The organism is Streptomyces sp. Ag82_O1-12 (assembly GCF_900182715.1).
GTDB classification, from domain to species: domain Bacteria; phylum Actinomycetota; class Actinomycetes; order Streptomycetales; family Streptomycetaceae; genus Streptomyces; species Streptomyces massasporeus.
Genome location: NZ_FXUW01000001.1, coordinates 5215120 through 5234047 on the forward strand (window position 1 = coordinate 5215120; position 18928 = coordinate 5234047).

An 18928-nucleotide genomic window follows, 5' to 3' on the forward strand; every position below is an offset into this window, starting at 1 on the left:
GGAGACGGCACGTGCCTCAGGACGCTTACGACTACGACGTCATCGTCGTGGGTTCCGGCTTCGGCGGCTCGGTGACCGCCCTGCGCCTCACGGAAAAGGGATACAAGGTCGGCGTCCTGGAAGCCGGCCGGCGCTTCACCCGCGAGACCCTCCCGAAGAACTCCTGGGACCTCAAGAACTACCTCTGGGCCCCGAAGCTCGGCATGTACGGCATCCAGCGCATCCATCTGCTGGGCAACGTCATGGTCCTGGCCGGCGCGGGCGTCGGCGGCGGCTCCCTGAACTACGCCAACACCCTCTACGTCCCGCCGAAGCCGTTCTTCGAGGACCCCCAGTGGCGTGACATCACCGACTGGCAGGACGAGCTGGCGCCGTACTACGACCAGGCCCGGCGCATGCTCGGCGTACGGCTCAACCCGACCATGACCCCCTCCGACGTGCACCTGAAGGCCGCCGCGGAGCGCATGGGGTGCGGCGACTCCTTCCACATGGCCCCGGTCGGCGTCTTCTTCGGCGACGGCGAGGACGCCGACGGCTCGGCCAAGGCCAAGCCGGGCCAGGAGGTGCCCGACCCGTACTTCGGCGGCGCGGGCCCGTCCCGCAAGGCCTGCGCTGAGTGCGGCGAGTGCATGACCGGCTGCCGCCACGGCGCCAAGAACACCCTCAACGAGAACTATCTGCACCTCGCCGAGAAGGCCGGCGCGGTCGTCCACCCCATGACCACGGTCGTGTCGGTCACCGACGACTCGCGCGGCGGCTACGCCGTCGCCACCCTGCCCACCGACGACCGCGGCAAGAAGAAGGGCCGCACCTACACGGCCCAGCGGGTGGTCCTCGCCGCCGGCACCTACGGCACCCAGACCCTGCTGCACCGCATGAAGGCGGGGGGCCAATTGCCCTACCTCTCGGACAAGCTGGGTGAGCTGACCCGCACCAACTCCGAGGCCCTGGTCGGCGCCCAGACCGACGACCGGCGCTACCGCAAGGCGCACGGCGCGGCGAAGGCCGACTTCACCCGGGGCGTGGCCATCACGTCCTCCATCCACCCCGACGCCAACACCCACATCGAGCCGGTCCGCTACGGCAAGGGCTCCAACTCGATGGGCGGCCTGTCCATCCTCCAGGTGCCGTACGCCGGGACGAACTCGGGCAGCTCGCGGGTCCTGGGCTTCCTCGCCCACGCGGCGAAGCACCCGCTGCTGGTGCTGCGCTCGCTGTCGAACCGCCGCTGGTCGGAGCGGACCATCATCGGCCTGGTGATGCAGTCGCTGGACAACTCCCTGACGACCTACGTGAAACCGTCGGGTGTCGGCCGTGGCCTGCTCACCGCCCGCCAGGGCCACGGCGCCCCCAACCCCAAGCAGATCAAGGCCGCCACGGACGGCGCGTCGGCACTCGCCGCCGAGATCAACGGCTTCGCGGGCTCCAACGTCGGCGAACTGATGGGCACCCCGCTCACCGCCCACTTCCTGGGCGGCTGCCCGATCGGCGACTCCCGCGAGTCCGGCGTGATCGACCCGTACCACCGCCTCTACGGCCACCCCGGCATCTCGGTCGTCGACGGCGCCGCGGTCTCCGCCAACCTGGGCGTCAACCCGTCCCTCACCATCACCGCCCAGGCCGAGCGGGCGATGTCCTACTGGCCCAACAAGGGCGAGGAGGACCCGCGCCCGCAGCAGGGCACCTACGAGCGTCTCCAGCCCGTCGAGCCCAAGTCCCCGGCGGTCCCGGCGGAGGCGTTCGGCGCGCTGAAGCTGCCGTTCCTCGGCATGCCGGCCGTACCGCCGAAGCCCAAGGGCTGAGCGACAGCGGGATACAGAAGAGGGACCTGCGCCCCCCTCCGAGCGCAGGTCCCTCTTCTGTTCGGTGCCGCGGCCTGTGGGCCGCTGTGGCTCAGGCCTGCACGCCGGCCTTGCGGCGACGGACCACGAAGATCGCACCGGCACCGGCGACGACCGCGGCACCGCCGACCAGGCTGATCATCGGCAGGGCGGAGCTGGAGCCGGTCTCGGCGAGGCTGCCGGTGACCTCCGGCGTGTTGCCGCTCGGCTTCTCGTCGGTGACGGGCGCCTTGCCGCCTTCCTGCGGCTTGGTGCCGCCGGTGTCCGTACCGGCGGAGACGATCTGGAACTTGTACGACACGTCGCCGAAGCCGGTGCACTCGGCGTCGTTGTCACCGTAGATCGTCGCGCCGAGCGAGAAGCCGGCGCCGACCGGGGCGGACTTGCTGACGTTGAGGCGCAGCGGGATGTCGACCTGGTACTCGGGCTTCAGCTCGTCGGTGTAGCCGACGTAACCGACGGCGTAGCCGCCCTCGTTCAGGTCGGTCCAGACCTTGCCGTCCGGGTCCCAGGCCTGGAGCTTGACCTGCTTGCTGGTGAACAGCTCCTCGCCGTTCTTGTCGGGGGAGGCCCCGGCGAAGAAGTCGAGGTCGTTCAGTGTGGAGTCGGAGTTGTTCAGCACGCTCAGCGAGAACTTGTGCCAGCCGCTGCCCGCCGCGATCTTGCCGGGCAGGCCGGAGATGCTGACGTCGACCTTGGTGTCCTCGCACACCGACGGCTCGGGGTCGGGGGACTCCGACTCCTCGGGCTCGGAGGCGCTGGGCGCCGGGGAGGACTCGCTGGCGGAGGCGCTCGGCGAGCTGGACGTCTCGGGAGCGGACTCGCTCACGGACGTGCTCGGAGCCGGCGACGTCTCGGGAGCGGACTCGCTCACCGACGGCGAGGCCGACGTCTCGGGAGCGGACTCGCTCACCGACGCGCTCGGCGTGGGCGTCGTTTCGTCGGTCGCGTACGCGGCCGGTGCCGCGAGCAGTGCCACCGGGGCTATGACCGCCGTAGCGGCCGCTGCTGCCATGGCGCGGCGAAGCTTCATGAAGACCTCGGAGAGTCCGGCGTACCGCGGGCTGCGGTACGAACGTTGGGGGAGGCCTCCGCGTGTGGGGCGCGGGAGTGGCCCTTGGTTCGGCAGGTTTGATCCGTGAAACCTGTGAAAGGTTGTGCAGGCATTCACAGAATTCTTATGTGGGCTGAGTCACACATGAGACCTTCTTGTGAAGGCGCTTACCACCCGCTTAGATCTTTGCCTTGTGCCTGAAAAGCCGTCCGACGATCAGCCGTCGGCCTCGGAGATCCCCGACGACGTCTGGGAACAGTTCACCCGCGACACCGAGCGGGACATCCGTTCCTCCGCCCCCAAGGAACCGTCCGCGCGGGCCCGCATGGTCACCGAACGGCTGCGTGAGCAGGACGCCCGGGGCGAGTTGCCGCCGGGGTGGCGTACCGGCCCCGCGTGGCAGGAGATGAACGGCCGTGCCGCCCGGCGCCGCAAGCTGTGGACCGCCCTCGGTGTGGTGGTCACCGCCGCCGTGGCGCTGGTGGCCCTGAAGCCGTCGCTGCTGCCCGGCGACCCCTTCGGCACCGGGGAGTCCTCGGCCGCTGAGGCCTCACCGCTGCCCGACGAGACGGCGGCGCCCACCGCCGCGCCCGGCGCGTCGGACGCCGAAACCCCCACCCTGGACCGGCCCTTCGCCGGTTCCCCGGCCGAGCGCTGGGCCGACGGCGAGGCCGGCATCGTCCTGCCGGAGGCGAAGGCCGTCGGCGCGGTCTCCGCGGACCGGGTGGAAAAGGCGCTGAAACTGACGAAGAAGCTGCTGGTGGGGGCCAACCTCGACCCGAGGACCGTACGCGGGGCCCGCCCCGAGGCCGCGCTCTCCGTGCTCGACCCCAAGCAGCCAGAACTCCTCGACGACCTCGGCACCGGGCTGCGCTCGCCGAGCAGGAAGCACGACCCGGTGACGCTGTTCAGCCGCTTCGACCCCGACAAGGTGCGGCCGGCCGGCGACGTGATCAAGACCCGCGGGCGCATGACGTTCAAGAAGGGCACGCAAGGAGGCGTGGCGGTGCGCGCCGACTACACCTTCGTCTACCCCGTCGTCCGGGCGGACGGCCCCACGGAGGTCACCCGCACCATCGTGCGCCGGGTCCTCGACGTCGAAGTCGCCGACCCCGCCCGCTACAAGGTCACCCCCGGCCGCCTGCTCCTGATGAACTACGATCAGGAGATAGGCAACTCCTCCTGCTTCGTCTACGACGGCTACCTGCACCCGGAGTTCCCGTCGAGCGGCTCCGCGGGCCCTGACCCGAGCGGCCCGGCGACGGACCCGTACGACCGGAGCAAGCCCATCGAGCACGGCGACGGCGGCGACTGCGGCACGGTGACCCGCACCTGAGCGGAGCGAAGGAGGTCGCAGGGAGCCGCTCGCGGGAGCAGAGCGAAGGAGGCCCGCGGGGAGCCGCCCGCGGGAGCAGAGCGAAGGGCCCTGCGGGGTGGAGCCGCAGGGCCCTTCTTCTCGTCAGCACCGACGTCAGGGCAGCGCCGGTGCCTGGAAGCGGCGCCGGGGGGTAGCGCCGCTGGTCCGCACCTTTGGCAATGTGGGCAATGCGGGTGTCCGCGGGGGGACTTGGACTGTGTACGCATCGTGCTGGATGAACGCGGCGCCCGCAACCGTTTGACCCAGACTTGTGCATTTATGCAAGGTCCGCCAGTCGGCCCCGGGCGTCCCCGGAGCCGACCGTTCTCTTGGGTGACCGGGCTGCTGTCCCCTGCCGTCCGGTCACTTCCCTGGAGCGAGGTCCCACGACGCCCGGCACGATCCGTGCGTCTCATCGCCCCAGTGAGCCACGCGTGGTTCTCTCGGGCCCGCGCCTGGCTGGCACGGACACCGGGACCAACGAAAGGGCCCGGGGGCGGTCACGCGCCGTACGGGTGAGAGGGATGCGCACGTCTGTCCCGGGAACACGCTTCCCGGGACCACGCTTCCCGGGACCCGTCGGCCCTGCCGGACTGACCGGGCCGCTTCAGATCTTGCCGCGGCAGAGCTCCAGCAGGGTCATCGCGAGCGCGGTGCCCGGCTTGCCCAGCGCCTCCCTGTAGTGGCCGAGGACGTCCATCTCGCGGGAGAGGTTCACGCGCCGGCCGCCGGAGGCGATCCGCGCCTCCTGGATGACGGCGGACACGGCCACCCGTTCCTGGATCAGGCCGATGATCCGGTCGTCGAGCGCGTCGATCCGCTCGCGCGCTCCGCTGATCACGCCGGCGGCCTCGGGAGTACGGGCGCCGGTCACGTCGATGGTGGTCACAGGGGGCTCCTCTTGGTGTGAGGCTGCCCCGGGGCGGCAGGGCCCGGACGACGACAGGCGCCCCGGGCCTTGTCGGCCCGGGGCGCCTGGGAAGTCGCTTGTCAGTTGCTCAAGCAGCACGACCATGGCGTCCGGCGGGCCGGATGCCATAGGTAAAGACGAACGTCTGCTGCTTGAACATGGGGGCAAGTATGCACCGCCTCCGAGGGCCGTCCAAGCCGGTTCGCATCCTGAGACGGGGTGGTCGTCCGGTGCACGGAAGGAGCCCGGCCGCCCCCCGGTAGAATCGGGTGGCACAAGACCCCCGCCCCACCGCCGGAAGGCACCCCGTGTCATCAGCGACTCCCGCTGCCACCGCCGCCGACACCGTCCTGGTCGTCGACTTCGGCGCGCAGTACGCCCAGCTCATCGCCCGTCGTGTCCGCGAGGCGCGGGTCTACAGCGAGATCGTGCCGAGCACCATGCCGGTCCAGGAGATGCTCGCCAAGAACCCCGCGGCGATCATCCTCTCCGGCGGCCCCTCGTCGGTCTACGCGGAGGGCGCGCCCAGCCTGGACCGCGAGATCTTCGAGGCCGGCGTCCCCGTCTTCGGCATGTGCTACGGCTTCCAGCTGATGGCGAGCACCCTCGGCGGCACCGTCGACAACACCGGCGCCCGCGAGTACGGCCGCACCGACCTGCACGTCTCCAAGGTGTCCTCCACCCTCTTCGAGGGCACCCCCGCCGAGCAGCCCGTCTGGATGTCGCACGGCGACGCCTGCTCCGCCGCCCCCGAGGGCTTCTCCGTCACGGCCTCCACGGATGTCGTCCCGGTCGCCGCCTTCGAGAACGACGAGAAGAAGCTCTACGGCGTCCAGTACCACCCCGAGGTGATGCACTCCACACACGGGCAGCAGGTGCTGGAGCACTTCCTGTACCGGGGCGCGGGGCTCACGCCGAACTGGACGACCGGCAACGTCATCGAGGAGCAGGTCGCCGCGATCCGCGAGCAGGTCGGTGACCGGCGCGCCATCTGCGGTCTGTCCGGCGGCGTGGACTCGGCGGTCGCGGCGGCCCTGGTCCAGAAGGCCATCGGCTCCCAGCTGACCTGCGTGTACGTCGACCACGGCCTGATGCGCAAGGGCGAGACCGAGCAGGTCGAGAAGGACTTCGTGGCCGCGACCGGCGTGCAGCTGAAGGTCGTGGACGCCGAGGAGCGGTTCCTCAAGGCGCTCGCCGGGGTCTCCGACCCCGAGGAGAAGCGGAAGATCATCGGCCGCGAGTTCATCCGGGTCTTCGAGCAGGCGCAGCTGGAGATCCTCCAGGAGGAGGGGCCCGAGGTCGCCTTCCTCGTGCAGGGCACCCTCTACCCGGACATCGTCGAGTCCGGTGGCGGCACCGGCACGGCCAACATCAAGTCCCACCACAACGTGGGCGGCCTCCCTGACGACATCGAGTTCGAGCTCGTCGAGCCGCTGCGCCAGCTGTTCAAGGACGAGGTCCGCATGGTCGGGCAGGAGCTCGGCCTGCCGGACGAGATCGTCCAGCGCCAGCCGTTCCCCGGCCCCGGCCTCGGTATCCGGATCGTCGGCGAGGTCACCAAGGAGCGCCTGGACCTGCTGCGCGAGGCCGATGCCATCGCCCGCGAGGAGCTGACGGCGGCCGGCCTCGACCGCGACATCTGGCAGTGCCCGGTGGTCCTGCTCGCCGACGTCCGCAGCGTCGGCGTCCAGGGCGACGGCCGCACCTACGGCCACCCCATCGTCCTGCGCCCCGTCTCCTCCGAGGACGCCATGACGGCCGACTGGTCGCGCCTGCCGTACGAGGTCCTCGCCCGGATCTCCACGCGGATCACCAACGAGGTGAAGGACGTCAACCGCGTCGTCCTCGACGTGACCTCGAAGCCGCCGGGCACCATCGAGTGGGAGTGATCCCCCTGCCTAAGTGCGCTTGATCGTGCGCAGGGGATCGCCGGGCGTCCAGACCTGGACGACGAGATACGTGTCGTCCTCGACGTAGGTCCTCACGACCTCCGTCAGCTCGGTGCGGAAGAGGTGGAACGGCTCCGGCGGTTCCACCTCTTCGACGTATCCGGCCTTGGTCTCCGCGTCGTCGACCTCGACCGCCCGGCCGCTGATCCGGACGTCGCCGCCGCCCATGCCCGTGCCCTCCCCGGGGTTCGCCTGGAGCGCGAAGCGGGGGTCGCGGCGCAGGTCGAGGGCCTTGAGCGAGTCCGGCATCATGCCGAGCCACAGTTCGCCGTTCAGGAACCGCACCTCCAGGCCGCTGGTGCGGGGCGAACCGTCCTTGCGGAGGGTGGCGAGGATGTGGTGGGTGTAGGCGCCGAAACGCTTCTCGACGGTGCCGGCCAGATCCGGTTCGGCGGTGACGAAAGCCGCCCAGTTCGCTGTCATGACACGAGTGTCGCGCCGAAAGGCGACATCTTCTGTCGGCTATTCGTGGGGTCGGGGAGCCAGGGGGCACACGAGTGGGCACACGGTGCTCACAGGGGCGCTCGTGTCATCTTCACGATTCGCTTCTGTTCTTCCCGGCCTCACGGACGGTAATTTCCGCCCGTACGCAGAACCAGTGCTGGAGGACCTATGAGCGGGCCCACCCCGCCCCCGCCGCTGCCCACCGACCGGCTGCGGTTCGCCATGCCGCCGATGCACGAGTCGGTCGAGGACGAGCGCCGGCACCGCAAGGAACGGCTCGCGGGAGCCCTGCGGATCTTCGGCCGGCTCGGCTTCGAGGACGGCGTCTCCGGGCACATCACCGCTCGCGACCCGGAATTCACCGACTGCTTCTGGGTCAACCCGTTCGGGATGCCCTTCCGGCACGTCACCGTGAGCGACCTCGTGCTCGCCAACCAGGACGGCCAGGTCGTCGAGGGCGGCTACCACGTCAACCAGGCGGCCTTCACCGTGCACGCCCAGGTCCACGCCGCCCGGCCCGACGTGGTCGCTGTCGCCCACTGCCACTCGGTGCACGGCCGGGCGCTCGCGGCCCTCGGCGAACTGCTGGAGCCGATCACCCAGGAGAGCTGCGCCTTCTACGAGGACCACGCCCTCTACGACACGTACACGGGCGTCTCTGTCGACGCGGAGGAGGGGCGGCGCATCGCGGCCGTCCTCGGCTCCCGCAAGGCACTCGTGCTGCGCAACCACGGGCTGCTGACCGTCGGCGACTCGGTGGACGCGGCGGCCTGGTGGTTCGTGTCGATGGAGCGCTCCTGCCAGGTGCAGCTGACGGCGCAGGCGGCCGGGCGGCCGGTCCGGATCGATCACCGGATGGCCGTGGCGACACGGGAACAGCTGGGCGGCGACCTCGTGGCGTGGATCAACTACCAGCCGATGTGGGAGGACGTCAGCCGGAGTGAGCCGGGCCTGCTGAGCTAGCGCCGGCCGGCCTCAGAACGTCCGCAGCACCGCTGCCTTCGTCATGGCGAACTCCTCGTCCGTGAGGACGCCGTCGCGGTGCAGCCGGCCCAGCTCGCGCAGCCGGCGCAGGAGCACGTCGTGGTGGCCGGAGGCCGGGGGCGGCACGGCGATCTCTCCGTACGTCTGCCGGAGCAGCGGCACGCGGCGGTGCAGACCGGGCGTGATCCGGACCGTGCCGCCGTCGAAGGCCCAGGTCCGTCCCGCTGGATGATCTCGGCCGTAGAGGAATTCTCCCCGCCGGGTCAACACGGCACGCCGAACTTCACCCGTGTTGACCAGAGGGGGCGGACGTGAACCGGGTGGTGTAGGGCACAATTCGCTGTCGTCGCACGGGAGTTGTACAGCGGTGTTTCCGGTGTCCGGAAGACCGGCGGTGGTTGGGTCGCGGGAAGGCGGGCGTCGGGCGTGGCGGTGCGGGAGGCGGGACAGGGTGGCGCGGACCCGGGCGGGTACGCGGGCGCGCGTGCGGGTGCCTATGCCGAGGGGTATTCGGGGCGCTACGCCGGTGGTCACACCGGCGGGCACCCGGGCGGTTCCGGTGGCGACCACGCGGGCGGGTGCGCCTGCGGGGACTGTCCGCACGGGGCGCGTGAGGGGCACCGGCGGGCCGTCGCCGCGTTCCTTCGCCGACGGGACGAGTTCGCGGCCGGGCAGGGGCTGCCGGCCGCGGTGGCCCACTCCGCGTCGGCCTCCCGCCAGTGGGTCTCCGAGGAGCTGGCGCAGTCCGCCGAGCACGTCGCCGAGCGGGGGCGGGCCGAGGGGCAGGCCTGGCTGACGGGTCTGTGGCGTCGTACCGCGGCCGTGGTCTGGGCCGCCGTGGTGCTGTTGCTGCTCGGTCAGGCCCTCACGGCGGTCGGCGCGGGCTGGACGGCGGCGCGCACGGCCGGGCTGGCCGCGGCGCTGGTGATGGCCCTGTCGCTGACCGCCGCGTCCTGGTTCCACCGGGCGAAGGGCGGGGTGCTGGCGCCGGTGATCGGTGAGGACAACAGGCTGTCCACGTCCCGTACGGTCGCCGCGGCGTGGGTGCTCTTCGTGGCCTACGCGGTGCTCGTCCTCGCGGGACGGCTGGCCGCCGCCTCCCGGGAGCGGGAGCGGGACGCGCTGATCTCCGGGCTGGATCTCGCCCGGGGCGCCGGGATCGTGACCGTGCTCGCCGTGCTGTGCGGGATCGCCGTGCTCGTACGGCGGGTGGTCGGACTGCGGGTGCTGGGGCAACGGCTGCAGAAGGTGCGCGCCGACCGGCCCCGGGCCGCCGACCTGCTGACCGACGACGCGGGGCGGGGCACCTTCGCCGACATCCAGTACGTCGTGATCAGCGGTGTCGCCCTGGTCTTCGCGGCGGTACGGCTGGCCCGGCGGCCGGAGCAGCTGCCGGACCTGCCGTGGGGGCTGGCGGTGGTGGTGCTGGTGTCGGCGGCGACGTATCTGGCCGGCAAGTACGCGGAGGGCGGCCGGCCGGTCATCCTCTCCGTGGTCCGGGCCCGGGAGGCGGGCGACCTGGACGGGCCGATCCGCACCGGGGACGACATCGAGATCCGGGGTGCCGGATTCGTGCCGCCGGGAGCGCAGGGCGCCGACCGGCTGGCCCGGATGGTCGTGCGCGTGGGCACGGTGCACGTCCATGTGCCGTTGGTCCCGGTCCCCGGCGGGTTCCGCAACCCCACGGACACCCGGCTGACGGTGCCGGTACCGGCGGATGTGGAGCCGGGGAGGGTGGAGGTGCAGGTGGTCACGGCGGCGGGAGTGGAGACGAACCGCTACGCGGTCGACGTGACGGAGTGAGCGACGGCTCCTCCGCAACGCCCTTGACGCCCCCCGCATCTTCGGCGGGACCACAAAAGCAGCGCACGCAGGGTTGAGCGCGGTCCGTTCGTCGTACGTATGGTCTGTTGAGGGGGTCTCGGCACCGGCGAGAGGCGGCTAGCAGCGATGACTCACAGTATGCGAACGGACACGCACTCCCCCCACTTCGGAGAGGGAGGAGGCTGGCGGGACAACGCCACCCGTTACGCCCTGCTGCCGCTGCGCATCTTCCTCGGCGTCACCTTCATCTACGCCGGCCTGGACAAGCTCACCGACAGCGCCTTCATGAAGGACTCCGGGGCCGGCTCGATCGGCGACATGATGCGTGCCGTGCGTGACTCCTCCGCCATCCCCGCCCTGGTGGACCTCTCCCTCAAGAGCCCGGTCGGCTTCGGTTACGCCATCGCCTTCGGGGAACTGGCCGTCGGCATCGGGACCCTGCTCGGCCTGCTCGCCCGGCTGGCCGCCCTCGGCGGAGCGCTGATCTCACTCAGCCTGTGGCTGACCGTGAGCTGGGCCTCCGACCCGTACTACTACGGCAACGACCTCGCCTACCTCATGGCCTGGATCCCGCTCGTCCTGGCGGGCGCGCCCCTGCTGTCCCTCGACGCCGCGCTACGGTCGCGGCGACGGCACAGGAGCGGCGGGTACCGGTAGCGGTCCGCTCACCGTCAGGCCGGGTCCGGGCCCGTACGGCCTCCCTGGCGGCGCCGGCGTGCGCGGCCCGTCAGAAACGCCACCGCGCCCGCGAGGCACAGCCCGCCCGTGACGAGGGGGATCGCCACGAACCACGGGGTGTCCCACGCGCCGCCCGCATCACCGGCGTAGAGCACGCCCGTCACGATGAGGACGCTGCCGGCGAGCAGTTTTCCGGGCTGGACTTCATGACGAAGCACGGGTCACCTCCGCCTGTCCCATGCCGACCTGGAGGTCCAGGTCGATGGTGCCGGACTTCTCGACGCCCTCGGCGGGGGAGAGGGTGATCTCCTTGTGCCGTCCAGGCTGCACGTCCACGTCCTTCGGTGTGTCGCCCGGCAGTTGGAGATCGCCGATGCCCACCTCGACGTCCAGCCGCACCGTCGCGTCCCGGGGCACGAGCACTCTGAGCTTGCCCATGCCGACCTCCGCCTGTGTCGTGACTGTCTGCTTCCCGGACACGTCCAGCTTGCTCAGGTCCAGCGTGCCGACACCGGTTCCCAGGTCGTATCGCGGCCGTACGTCCGCCACCGTCGCGGGCTGCCAGGTGGTGCGCGCCCAGTGGGTGTCGATGTCCTTGGGCAGGGCCGCCGCGCCGGCGAGCAGGCCCGCCGTGAGGATCGCCAGGAAGATCGAGCCCGCGCCGGTCCGGCCCAGGAAGGCGCTGACGGCTATGCCGAGGCCCAGGACGGCGAGCGCACAGGCCAGCCCCGTCTGCAGGCTGGTGCCGAGCGGATGCCCGTCCCAGGTGCGGCTCGTGCCCAGGGCTCCCGCGAGGAGGGCCAGCAGGAAGACCCAGCCGCCGATCCACCGCGGGCCGCGCGGCCGGGGCGGCTGGGGGCGCCGGACCGGTATGTCCTCGCGGGCGGGCCGGGTGCCGAGGCTGATGTTGACGGCCGCGGCGACATCGAGGTCGTGGGTGTCGCGTGGGCCCCACAGATAGCCCGTGCCGCCGATGTGGGTGCCGTCCTTGACGATCGGGTCGCGCCACCAGGAGGGCGTGGTCAGGAGCACCGGCGGCGCCTGGGGCTCCGGCGGGGCGTCGGCCGCGGCCTGCGCGGCCAGGGGGTCGGGGCTGGGGGCGCCGCGCTGACGCGACCAGTAACCGGCGCCCGCGAGCAGGAGGGAGAGGACGACGGCGAAGGTCAGCACCCCGCCGTTGTTCAGCATGGTCAGGAACACCCCGCAGCCGACCAGCGCGAACAGCACGGCCACCAGGGCCTGGCCGTCGACCCGGCCGGTGAGCAGCTTGCGGACCTCGTTCTCCTGCTCGTCGTCGTACGGGACGAAGAGCCAGGCGAAGCCGTAGAAGAGGAGGCCGATGCCGCCGGTGGCGGAGAGCACGGCGAGGGTGATGCGGAAGATCACCGGGTCCATGTCGCACTGCCGCCCGAGTCCGGCACAGACGCCGGCCAGGGTCTTGTGGCGGCGGTCGCGGCGGAAGGCGTGGGGCGGCCCGGCCGGGGCGGCGTCCTCGGCGGGGGCTGCCGTACCGGATGCTCCTCCCTGCTCTCCCGCGCCCGCCCGCCCGGGTGCGGAGCCCGCGGCGGGCGCGGCATCCTGCGGCCCGGCGCCCGGAACGGGGCGTGGGCCGGAGCCGGGTCCCGGACCCGTCGCGGCGTGCTCGTGATCGGTCATGGGTCCATGGTGACGGGCGCGGCGCCCCGGCGGGAGTCGGAACGACCCTGGCCGGACCCTGATATCGGCCCTGAGAAACCGCTCGGGAAGCGTTCGAGGCGAGGTTCGCGGAGATCAGGGAAGCTCTCGGGGTCGACCCTGATGCTCGGGCCCCCCGCACGTGTGACCATCAATGGCATGTCGGAAGCCGCAGCAGCGCCACTCGCCGATCCGCGGCCGCCGCGCAAGCTCTACCGCAGCAGTGACGGACGCTGGCTCGGGGGCGTGGCGCGGGGCCTCGCCGGGCATCTCGGGCTGCCCGTGATCTGGGTGCGGCTGGTCTTCGTCGGGTTGTTCATGGCCGACGGCCTCGGCGCGCTGCTGTACGCCGCGTTCTGGTTCTTCGTCCCGCTCGGCGTGGGCGGGGTCGAGGCGCAGAAGCCGCCGTCGCCCCTGACCGCGGAGACCTCGTCCGACGGCCGCCGCAGGCTCGTCGCGCGCAGACCCGACAAGGGCCAGATCGTGGCCCTGCTCCTCATGGTCGTGGTGGCCATGGTCTTCGTGGGCAATGTGAACCTCAGCGGCGGAGCCAGGGCGTACCTCTGGCCGATGGTGTTCGTCGGCGCGGGTGTCGCCCTGGTCTGGCGGCAGGCGGACAACGCCCGCCGGGCCCGCTGGGCCGAGGTCGGCCGCCGCCGGCGCACGGTCACGCTGCTGCGCTCGGTGGGCGGTGTGCTGCTGGTGACGGCCGGCGTCTCCGGCATCTTCGTCCTGCAAGGGTCCGCGGCCCACCTCGGATCGGTCCTCCAGGCGGCCCTCGCGGTCCTGGTCGGGATAACGCTCCTCGCGGGGCCGTATCTGGTGCGCATGACGCAGGACCTCTCCGAGGAGCGCCTGATGCGCATCCGTGCCCAGGAGCGCGCGGAGGTCGCCGCCCATGTGCACGACTCGGTGCTGCACACCCTCACCCTGATACAGCGCAACGCGGAGAACGCGAACGAGGTCCGTCGCCTGGCCCGCGCCCAGGAGCGCGACCTGCGCACCTGGCTCTACAAGCCCGAGGGCACCGGCAAGGACGAGGCCGACGAGCCCACCACCCTCGCCGACGCCGTCCGGCGCAACGCGGCCGAGGTGGAGGACAAGCACGGCGTGCCCATCGAGGTCGTGGTCGTGGGCGACTGCCCGCTCGACGAAAGGATCTCCGCGCAGATGCAGGCCGCGCGGGAAGCAATGGTGAACGCCGCCAAGTACGGTGGCGAGGGCGGCGCCGTACAGGTCTTCGCCGAGGTCGAGGGGAAGACGGTCTTCGTGTCCGTCCGGGACCGCGGCCCCGGCTTCGACCTCGGCTCGATACCCGCCGACCGGATGGGTGTCAGAGAATCGATCATCGGCCGCATGGAGCGCAACGGCGGTACGGCGCGGCTGCGCGCGGTGCCGGACGGCGGCACGGAGGTCGAGCTGGAGATGGAGAGGGCGGAGAAGACGTCATGAGCGACCCGACCGAGGCGAACGGTACGGCGGGATCGGCGGAGGGGGCCGGGCCCGCGGAGTCGGGCGGCGGCCCCGGGCGTCACGTGCGCGTGGTCCTCGTGGACGACCATCGCATGTTCCGCACAGGGGTCCAGGCCGAGATCGGACAGACCGAGCAGACCGGAGTCGAGGTCGTCGGCGAGGCCGCGGACGTCGACCAGGCCGTCACGGTCATCACCGCGACCCGTCCCGAGGTGGTCCTCCTCGACGTGCACCTGCCGGGCGGGGGCGGCGTGGAAGTGCTGCGCCGCTGCGCCCCGTTGATGGGCGACACCGAGCAGCCGGTCCGTTTCCTCGCGCTGTCCGTGTCGGACGCGGCGGAGGACGTGATCGGCGTGATCCGCGGCGGGGCCCGCGGGTACGTCACCAAGACGATCACCGGCACGGACCTCGTGAACTCCGTCTTCCGCGTCCAGGAGGGCGACGCGGTCTTCTCCCCGCGTCTGGCCGGCTTCGTCCTGGACGCCTTCGCCTCCACGGACGCGCCGCCGGTCGACGAGGACCTGGACCGCCTGACCCAGCGCGAGCGCGAGGTGCTGCGGCTCATCGCGCGGGGCTACGCGTACAAGGAGATCGCCAAGCAGCTGTACATCTCGGTGAAGACGGTCGAGTCGCACGTCTCGGCGGTGCTGCGCAAGCTACAGCTCTCCAACCGGCACGAGCTGACGCGCTGGGCGACGGCTCGCCGGCTGGTCTGAAGCCGGCGCTCACACCACCCGGGTCGCCCCCGCGAACGGCATCTCGTCCAGCGGGGCGACACGCACCGGCGCGGAGGGGTTCGGCGCGTGGATCATCCGCCCGTTGCCGACGTAGATGCCGACATGGCTGATGCCGGCGTAGAAGAAGACCAGGTCGCCGGGGAGGAGTTCGGAGCGGGAGACGCGGCGGCCGGCGGCGATCTGGGAGTACGTCGTGCGGGGCAGGGCGACGCCGGCGGCGCGGTACGCGGCCTGGACGAGCCCCGAGCAGTCGAAGGCGTTCGGGCCGGTGGCGCCCCAGACGTAGGGGCTGCCGAGCTTCTGGTAGGCGTAGGAGACGGCTGAGGCGGCGCGGGAGTTGGGCGCCTGGGGCGCGGCGGAGCCGGGGGCTGTGAGGGTGTCCCGTGCGCCCGTCGAGCGGGAGGCGCGGTCGGGCGATGCTCCCGGCCGGGAACGTTCCTGCACGTCGAGCCGGGACAGCAGCTGCCGTGCCGAGCCCAGCTTGCCGGTGATCGTCTTCTTGTGCCGCTTCAGCTCCGCCTGCCGCGACTTCAGGGAGGTCAGCTCGATGTGGGCGGCCCCGCGCAGCTGCTCGATCTCCCGCAGCTGCTTGCGTACGCCCGCGACGGCGGCGTTCTGCCGGTTGCCGGTCCGCTCCACGAACTCGGCGTTCTCGAGGTACCGGTCGGGATCGTCGGACAGGGCGAGCTGCACCGCGGGGTCGAGGCCCCCGGCGCGGTACTGCGCGGCGGCGACCGAACCGAGGGCGTCGCGGGCGGAGTTGAGCCGCTCCTCCTTGCGCGCCGCCTGGTCCTGGAGGTCCTTCAGCCGCTGCCCGGCCGCCTCGGCCTTCTCCTTCGCGCCGTTGTACTTCTCGGTGGCGACCTCCGCCTCCTGGTACAGCTCGTCCACCTTGGCCTTGACCTGGGCGGGACTGAGCTGTGGTTCGGCGTGTCCGGTGCCGTCGAAGCCCGTCGCCGTCGCCGCGCCCGCGAGGGCGATCGTGGCGGCCGTACGGGCCTTGCTGCCACCCATCGAGCGCTGTCGGGGCTTGCGGTGCGCTGCCACCTGGAGGCCACGTCCTTTCCTCGACCGCCGGGGGGCGCGTGCGGCCGCCGGGGGGAGCGGACGGGCGGCCTGCGCGTCCGGCGACGGCCCGCACAGGGGGAGCGGATCGCCGCCGGACTTTTCGGCGGTGGTGTCCGACTGCCGCCCCTGGCCCGGGCGGCGGTGGGGAGCCGGGCACCTGGTGGAGGACGCTAAATGTCTCCGTACCGGGCCCGTGGCGGGTGTGCGGAAGTGACGTGAGAGGACCGACGGTGACCGTATGCGACCGTGGGTCCGCCGGGGCGCCGTCCACTTCACTCAGCGTGATGACCGATACGCCGGATTCTGAGCGAGTGACCGTGATCGGGTGCTATAGGGCGCATTTATGCGTCAGTGGGCCGGTGTCGGGTGCCCTCGGAGCCCCTGGTTAGGCTCCGGCCTCATGGACGTACTCATCCACCTCTTCGTCGGCCTCCACATCATCGGCATCGCCTCGCTCCTGGGTGGCTTCCTCACCCAGATGAAGGCGATGGGCGAGGGTACCGCCCGCTTCAGCCCCGCGATGCTGCACGGCGCGCTCACGATGCTGGTCACCGGGGTGATCCTGGTCGGCCTCAACCAGGCGGACGACCAGTCCGTGAACAACATGAAGATCGGCGTGAAGCTGGCCCTGCTGATCGTGATCCTCGGCCTGGTCTACGTGAAGCGGGACGACGAGAAGGTGGACAAGGGCCTCTTCGGCCTGGTGGGTCTGCTGACCACGGCGAACATCTTCATCGCCGTCCTCTGGACCTGACCCGGGAGCGCCGGGCGCCGGGCCGGGAGGAGGCGAGAGCCCAGGCGGTGCACCCCAGCCAGGCGGCCACCGCGATCCACAGCAGCACCTCCCCGGCGGCGTCGAGCCAGGCGACGTCGAGCGCGGCGGCGACCGCCAGGGTGGCCGCCGCCGTCACCACCGCGGCGAACACGGTCGCCCAGCGCCGCACGTCGTAGTGGTGCCGGGGCCAGAACAGCTCGGCGAGGAGCAGCGCGACGCAGGCGATCAGCGCGAGCACGAGCAGCGTGACGGTCGTCGTGCGCAGGGCGCTGGTGTTCTCCTCGTTCCACAGGTACAGGCGCGAGCTGTCGGCGCCGAGGAGTTTCGCCCCGGCCATGGAGGAGACGGCGAGGGCGCCGGCCGAGAGCCAGTGGTCCCCGCGCCCCTCCTCCACCTGCCGGGGCTGGAAGCGGAACAGGGCGAAGCAGTAGAGGGCGAGCCCCAGCCAGAACAGCACCAGGGCCGCGTGGGCGAGCCAGGCCGCCGAGTCCGCCGCGGCGAGCGTCGCGCCGAGCACGGCGAGCCCTTCGGTGGCCACACAGCGCAGGAACACCGTTCCGCGCCGCCCCTGGGCCTCCGCGGTGAGCAGCACCGCCCAGAGCAGCATGGCGAGGGCCAGCAGGGCTTCGGCGAGGGACTGCAGGCCGGCCGCGGAGAAGCCGGTGCCCAGGACGGCGGTCGCCGCCACCGTGGTGAGCGCGGCCGGCGTCTCCGCCCGCCACGCGCCGTGCCACCGCTGGGCGAGGCCCGCGGCCGCCACCAGCCAGGCCGCGCAGGCCAGGCCGAGGGCGATGCGGGAGAGGACGTCGTACCCCGCCGAGTCGAGACCGACCGACACGATGCCGGTCGCCAGCGCATACGTCGCCCACCAGGTGGCAAACGGGGAGGGACCGGACATAGCGCCGATGCTAGAGAGCGCCGCGCGGGTTACGAGAGGGGCACGCGCGTGTGCCCCTCAAAATCGTGGCGGGACTTCTCAGGCCGGGCGCACCACGCTGTGGATCGCGGACTCGCCGTCGTAGTAGATCGACTCCTCGCGCACGTACGTGCCGGGCTTCGGAGCGTGGATCATCATGCCGTTGCCGATGTAGACCCCGACGTGGGTGACGTCGTCGTAGAAGAAGACCAGGTCGCCGGGCCGGGCCTGGGAGAGCGGGACCGTGGTGCCCGCGTTCACCTGGTCGTAGGTCGTACGCGGCAGGGTGACGCCCGCGGCCTTCCAGGCGGCCTGGGTGAGGCCGGAGCAGTCGTAGGAGCCGGGTCCGACCGCGCCCCACACGTACGGCTTGCCGACCTGGGCCCGGGCGAAGGCGAGCGCCTTGTCGGCCTTGGTGGCGTACGAGGAGTCGGCCGGTGCCGTCGAGGAGGACGAGCCGGAGCCCGGCCCCGACGAGGAGGACCCGCTGTCCTGCTGCTGAGCCGCCTCCTCCCGCGCCTTCTGCTGCGCGGCCTGCTGCCGGGCCAGCTCGTCGGCCTTGCGGGCGGCCTCCGCCCGCTTCTCCTTCTCGATCGCCGCGAGCCGGGCCTTCTCCTCGGCGGTCAGCTTCGACATCAGCTCGCGCGCGTCGGCGAGCTTGCGCTGGACGGTGGCCTTGGCCGTCCTCAGGCCGTCCTGCGAGTCGGTGAGCGTCTCGAGGCTCTCGGTGGCCTCCTGGCGCTTCTTCATCGTCTCGGACTGCTGCGTGACGTAGTCGTCGACCGCGACCTTCTGGCGGCCGGTCATCCGGTCCATCAGCTGGGTCTGGTCGAAGTAGTCCTGCGGGGTGTCCGCGAGCAGGAACGTCGCGGTGTCCGGGGCGGCGGCGCCGGTGCGGTACTGGGCGGAGGCGAAGGAACCGAGCTCCTCGCGCGCCTCGTTGAGTTTCTGGGTGCGCTCGGCGACGTCGTCGAGGAGGGTGTCGGCGCGCTTGCGCTGCTTCGCGGTCTTCTCCTTGGCCGCGTTGTACTTGTCGGTCGCCGACTCGGCCTGGCGGTACAGGTCGTCGACCTTCTTCTCGACTTCCTCGAGGCTGGGCTTGTCGTCGGCCTCGGGGGCGGCGTTGGCCGACTGGGACAGCAGGGCCACGGAGGTGAGGGCCGCCGTTGCGAGGGCGGGGGTCCGTATGCCTGCCACGCGCGTACCCGTAGGACGCGACTTGCGGTGCGACGCCAAGGGAGGCG

Annotated in this window: 18 protein-coding genes; 9 read left to right on the forward strand and 9 right to left on the reverse strand. The window is 71.8% G+C overall.

What is annotated here, in order from left to right; translation table 11 throughout:
• Positions 1-11 precede the first annotated feature (11 nt).
• Positions 12-1802: a GMC family oxidoreductase N-terminal domain-containing protein gene (locus QOL88_RS24100; RefSeq protein WP_097219383.1), complete on the forward strand. Its 1791-nt coding sequence runs from the start codon at positions 12-14 to the stop codon at positions 1800-1802.
• A 91-nt stretch (positions 1803-1893) separates the two neighbouring features.
• On the opposite strand, the gene QOL88_RS24105 is transcribed toward QOL88_RS24100, so the two are convergent.
• Positions 1894-2874: an LAETG motif-containing sortase-dependent surface protein gene (locus tag QOL88_RS24105; protein ID WP_179878943.1), complete on the reverse strand. Its 981-nt coding sequence runs from the start codon at positions 2872-2874 to the stop codon at positions 1894-1896.
• A gap of 214 nt (positions 2875-3088) precedes the next feature.
• Between QOL88_RS24105 and QOL88_RS24110 the strand changes: the two genes are divergently transcribed.
• On the forward strand, positions 3089-4231 hold the full coding sequence (locus QOL88_RS24110) for a hypothetical protein (protein WP_097219386.1): 1143 nt from the start codon (positions 3089-3091) through the stop codon (positions 4229-4231).
• Between the two features lie 628 nt (positions 4232-4859).
• Here QOL88_RS24110 and QOL88_RS24115 read toward each other — a convergent pair.
• Positions 4860-5477 (reverse strand): chorismate mutase, encoded by a 618-nt coding sequence (locus QOL88_RS24115; RefSeq protein WP_306456185.1) that lies wholly within the window; start codon positions 5475-5477, stop codon positions 4860-4862.
• On the opposite strand from QOL88_RS24115, the gene guaA reads away from it, so the two are divergent.
• Positions 5471-7051 (forward strand): glutamine-hydrolyzing GMP synthase, encoded by a 1581-nt coding sequence (guaA, locus tag QOL88_RS24120; protein ID WP_097219389.1) that lies wholly within the window; start codon positions 5471-5473, stop codon positions 7049-7051. The two genes, QOL88_RS24115 and guaA, sit on opposite strands and share 7 nt — an antisense overlap.
• Positions 7052-7060: 9 nt before the next feature.
• Here guaA and QOL88_RS24125 read toward each other — a convergent pair whose 3' ends face one another.
• Complete coding sequence (locus QOL88_RS24125) at positions 7061-7534, reverse strand: pyridoxamine 5'-phosphate oxidase family protein (RefSeq protein ID WP_097219391.1); 474 nt, start codon at positions 7532-7534, stop codon at positions 7061-7063.
• A 189-nt stretch (positions 7535-7723) separates the two neighbouring features.
• Here QOL88_RS24125 and QOL88_RS24130 point away from each other — a divergent pair, with 189 nt between their 5' ends.
• A complete protein-coding gene (locus tag QOL88_RS24130) occupies positions 7724-8518 on the forward strand; it encodes a class II aldolase/adducin family protein (RefSeq protein WP_097219394.1) in 795 nt (264 codons plus the stop codon).
• Between the two features lie 12 nt (positions 8519-8530).
• Here QOL88_RS24130 and QOL88_RS38905 read toward each other — a convergent pair whose 3' ends face one another.
• Positions 8531-8809, reverse strand: coding sequence for a hypothetical protein (locus QOL88_RS38905; protein ID WP_373559305.1), 279 nt, complete (start codon positions 8807-8809; stop codon positions 8531-8533).
• 162 nt (positions 8810-8971) lie between these two features.
• On the opposite strand from QOL88_RS38905, the gene QOL88_RS24140 reads away from it, so the two are divergent.
• Positions 8972-10342, forward strand: coding sequence for a hypothetical protein (locus QOL88_RS24140; protein ID WP_373559350.1), 1371 nt, complete (start codon positions 8972-8974; stop codon positions 10340-10342).
• Between the two features lie 147 nt (positions 10343-10489).
• Positions 10490-11020, forward strand: a complete 531-nt coding sequence (locus tag QOL88_RS24145) for a DoxX family membrane protein (protein ID WP_179878944.1) — start codon at positions 10490-10492, stop codon at positions 11018-11020.
• A gap of 14 nt (positions 11021-11034) precedes the next feature.
• Here QOL88_RS24145 and QOL88_RS24150 read toward each other — a convergent pair whose 3' ends face one another.
• Positions 11035-11259 carry a hypothetical protein gene (locus QOL88_RS24150; RefSeq protein ID WP_097219398.1) on the reverse strand — a complete coding sequence of 75 codons (225 nt, stop codon included), beginning with the start codon at positions 11257-11259 and terminating at the stop codon, positions 11035-11037.
• Entirely contained in the window at positions 11246-12697 is a 1452-nt protein-coding gene (locus QOL88_RS24155) for a PspC domain-containing protein (protein WP_097219401.1), read from the reverse strand. Before QOL88_RS24155 ends, QOL88_RS24150 begins: the two co-directional genes overlap by 14 nt.
• A 177-nt stretch (positions 12698-12874) precedes the next feature.
• Between QOL88_RS24155 and QOL88_RS24160 the strand changes: the two genes are divergently transcribed.
• Together QOL88_RS24160 and QOL88_RS24165 are read left to right on the forward strand one after the other, a co-directional pair.
• Positions 12875-14167, forward strand: coding sequence for an ATP-binding protein (locus QOL88_RS24160; protein ID WP_097223158.1), 1293 nt, complete (start codon positions 12875-12877; stop codon positions 14165-14167).
• Positions 14164-14904, forward strand: coding sequence for a LuxR C-terminal-related transcriptional regulator (locus QOL88_RS24165; protein ID WP_097219403.1), 741 nt, complete (start codon positions 14164-14166; stop codon positions 14902-14904). The genes QOL88_RS24160 and QOL88_RS24165 overlap by 4 nt, the downstream gene beginning before the upstream one ends.
• A gap of 9 nt (positions 14905-14913) precedes the next feature.
• On the opposite strand, the gene QOL88_RS24170 is transcribed toward QOL88_RS24165, so the two are convergent.
• The gene (locus tag QOL88_RS24170; RefSeq protein WP_097219406.1) at positions 14914-15972 is read right to left on the reverse strand and encodes a C40 family peptidase; all 1059 of its coding nucleotides are present in this window, start codon (positions 15970-15972) and stop codon (positions 14914-14916) included.
• A gap of 421 nt (positions 15973-16393) precedes the next feature.
• On the opposite strand from QOL88_RS24170, the gene QOL88_RS24175 reads away from it, so the two are divergent.
• Complete coding sequence (locus QOL88_RS24175) at positions 16394-16747, forward strand: hypothetical protein (protein WP_097219410.1); 354 nt, start codon at positions 16394-16396, stop codon at positions 16745-16747.
• Here QOL88_RS24175 and QOL88_RS24180 read toward each other — a convergent pair.
• Together QOL88_RS24180 and QOL88_RS24185 are read right to left on the reverse strand one after the other, a co-directional pair.
• Entirely contained in the window at positions 16725-17666 is a 942-nt protein-coding gene (locus QOL88_RS24180; protein ID WP_097219412.1) for an SLAC1 family transporter, read from the reverse strand. The two genes, QOL88_RS24175 and QOL88_RS24180, sit on opposite strands and share 23 nt — an antisense overlap.
• 78 nt (positions 17667-17744) lie before the next feature.
• The gene (locus tag QOL88_RS24185) at positions 17745-18920 is read right to left on the reverse strand and encodes a C40 family peptidase (protein ID WP_097219414.1); all 1176 of its coding nucleotides are present in this window, start codon (positions 18918-18920) and stop codon (positions 17745-17747) included.
• Positions 18921-18928: the final 8 nt, after the last annotated feature.

Excerpts from the sequence above, each read along its gene's own strand:
- QOL88_RS24105 (WP_179878943.1), bottom strand. The coding sequence starts at position 2,874 with ATGAAGCTTCGCCGCGCCATGGCAGCAGCGGCCGCTACGGCGGTCATA.
- QOL88_RS24115 (WP_306456185.1), bottom strand. The coding sequence starts at position 5,477 with ATGACACGGGGTGCCTTCCGGCGGTGGGGCGGGGGTCTTGTGCCACCC.
- QOL88_RS24125 (WP_097219391.1), bottom strand. The coding sequence starts at position 7,534 with ATGACAGCGAACTGGGCGGCTTTCGTCACCGCCGAACCGGATCTGGCC.
- QOL88_RS24130 (WP_097219394.1), top strand. The coding sequence starts at position 7,724 with ATGAGCGGGCCCACCCCGCCCCCGCCGCTGCCCACCGACCGGCTGCGG.
- QOL88_RS24145 (WP_179878944.1), top strand. The coding sequence starts at position 10,490 with ATGACTCACAGTATGCGAACGGACACGCACTCCCCCCACTTCGGAGAG.
- QOL88_RS24155 (WP_097219401.1), bottom strand. The coding sequence starts at position 12,697 with ATGACCGATCACGAGCACGCCGCGACGGGTCCGGGACCCGGCTCCGGC.
- QOL88_RS24160 (WP_097223158.1), top strand. The coding sequence starts at position 12,875 with ATGTCGGAAGCCGCAGCAGCGCCACTCGCCGATCCGCGGCCGCCGCGC.
- QOL88_RS24165 (WP_097219403.1), top strand. The coding sequence starts at position 14,164 with ATGAGCGACCCGACCGAGGCGAACGGTACGGCGGGATCGGCGGAGGGG.
- QOL88_RS24175 (WP_097219410.1), top strand. The coding sequence starts at position 16,394 with ATGGACGTACTCATCCACCTCTTCGTCGGCCTCCACATCATCGGCATC.
- QOL88_RS24180 (WP_097219412.1), bottom strand. The coding sequence starts at position 17,666 with ATGTCCGGTCCCTCCCCGTTTGCCACCTGGTGGGCGACGTATGCGCTG.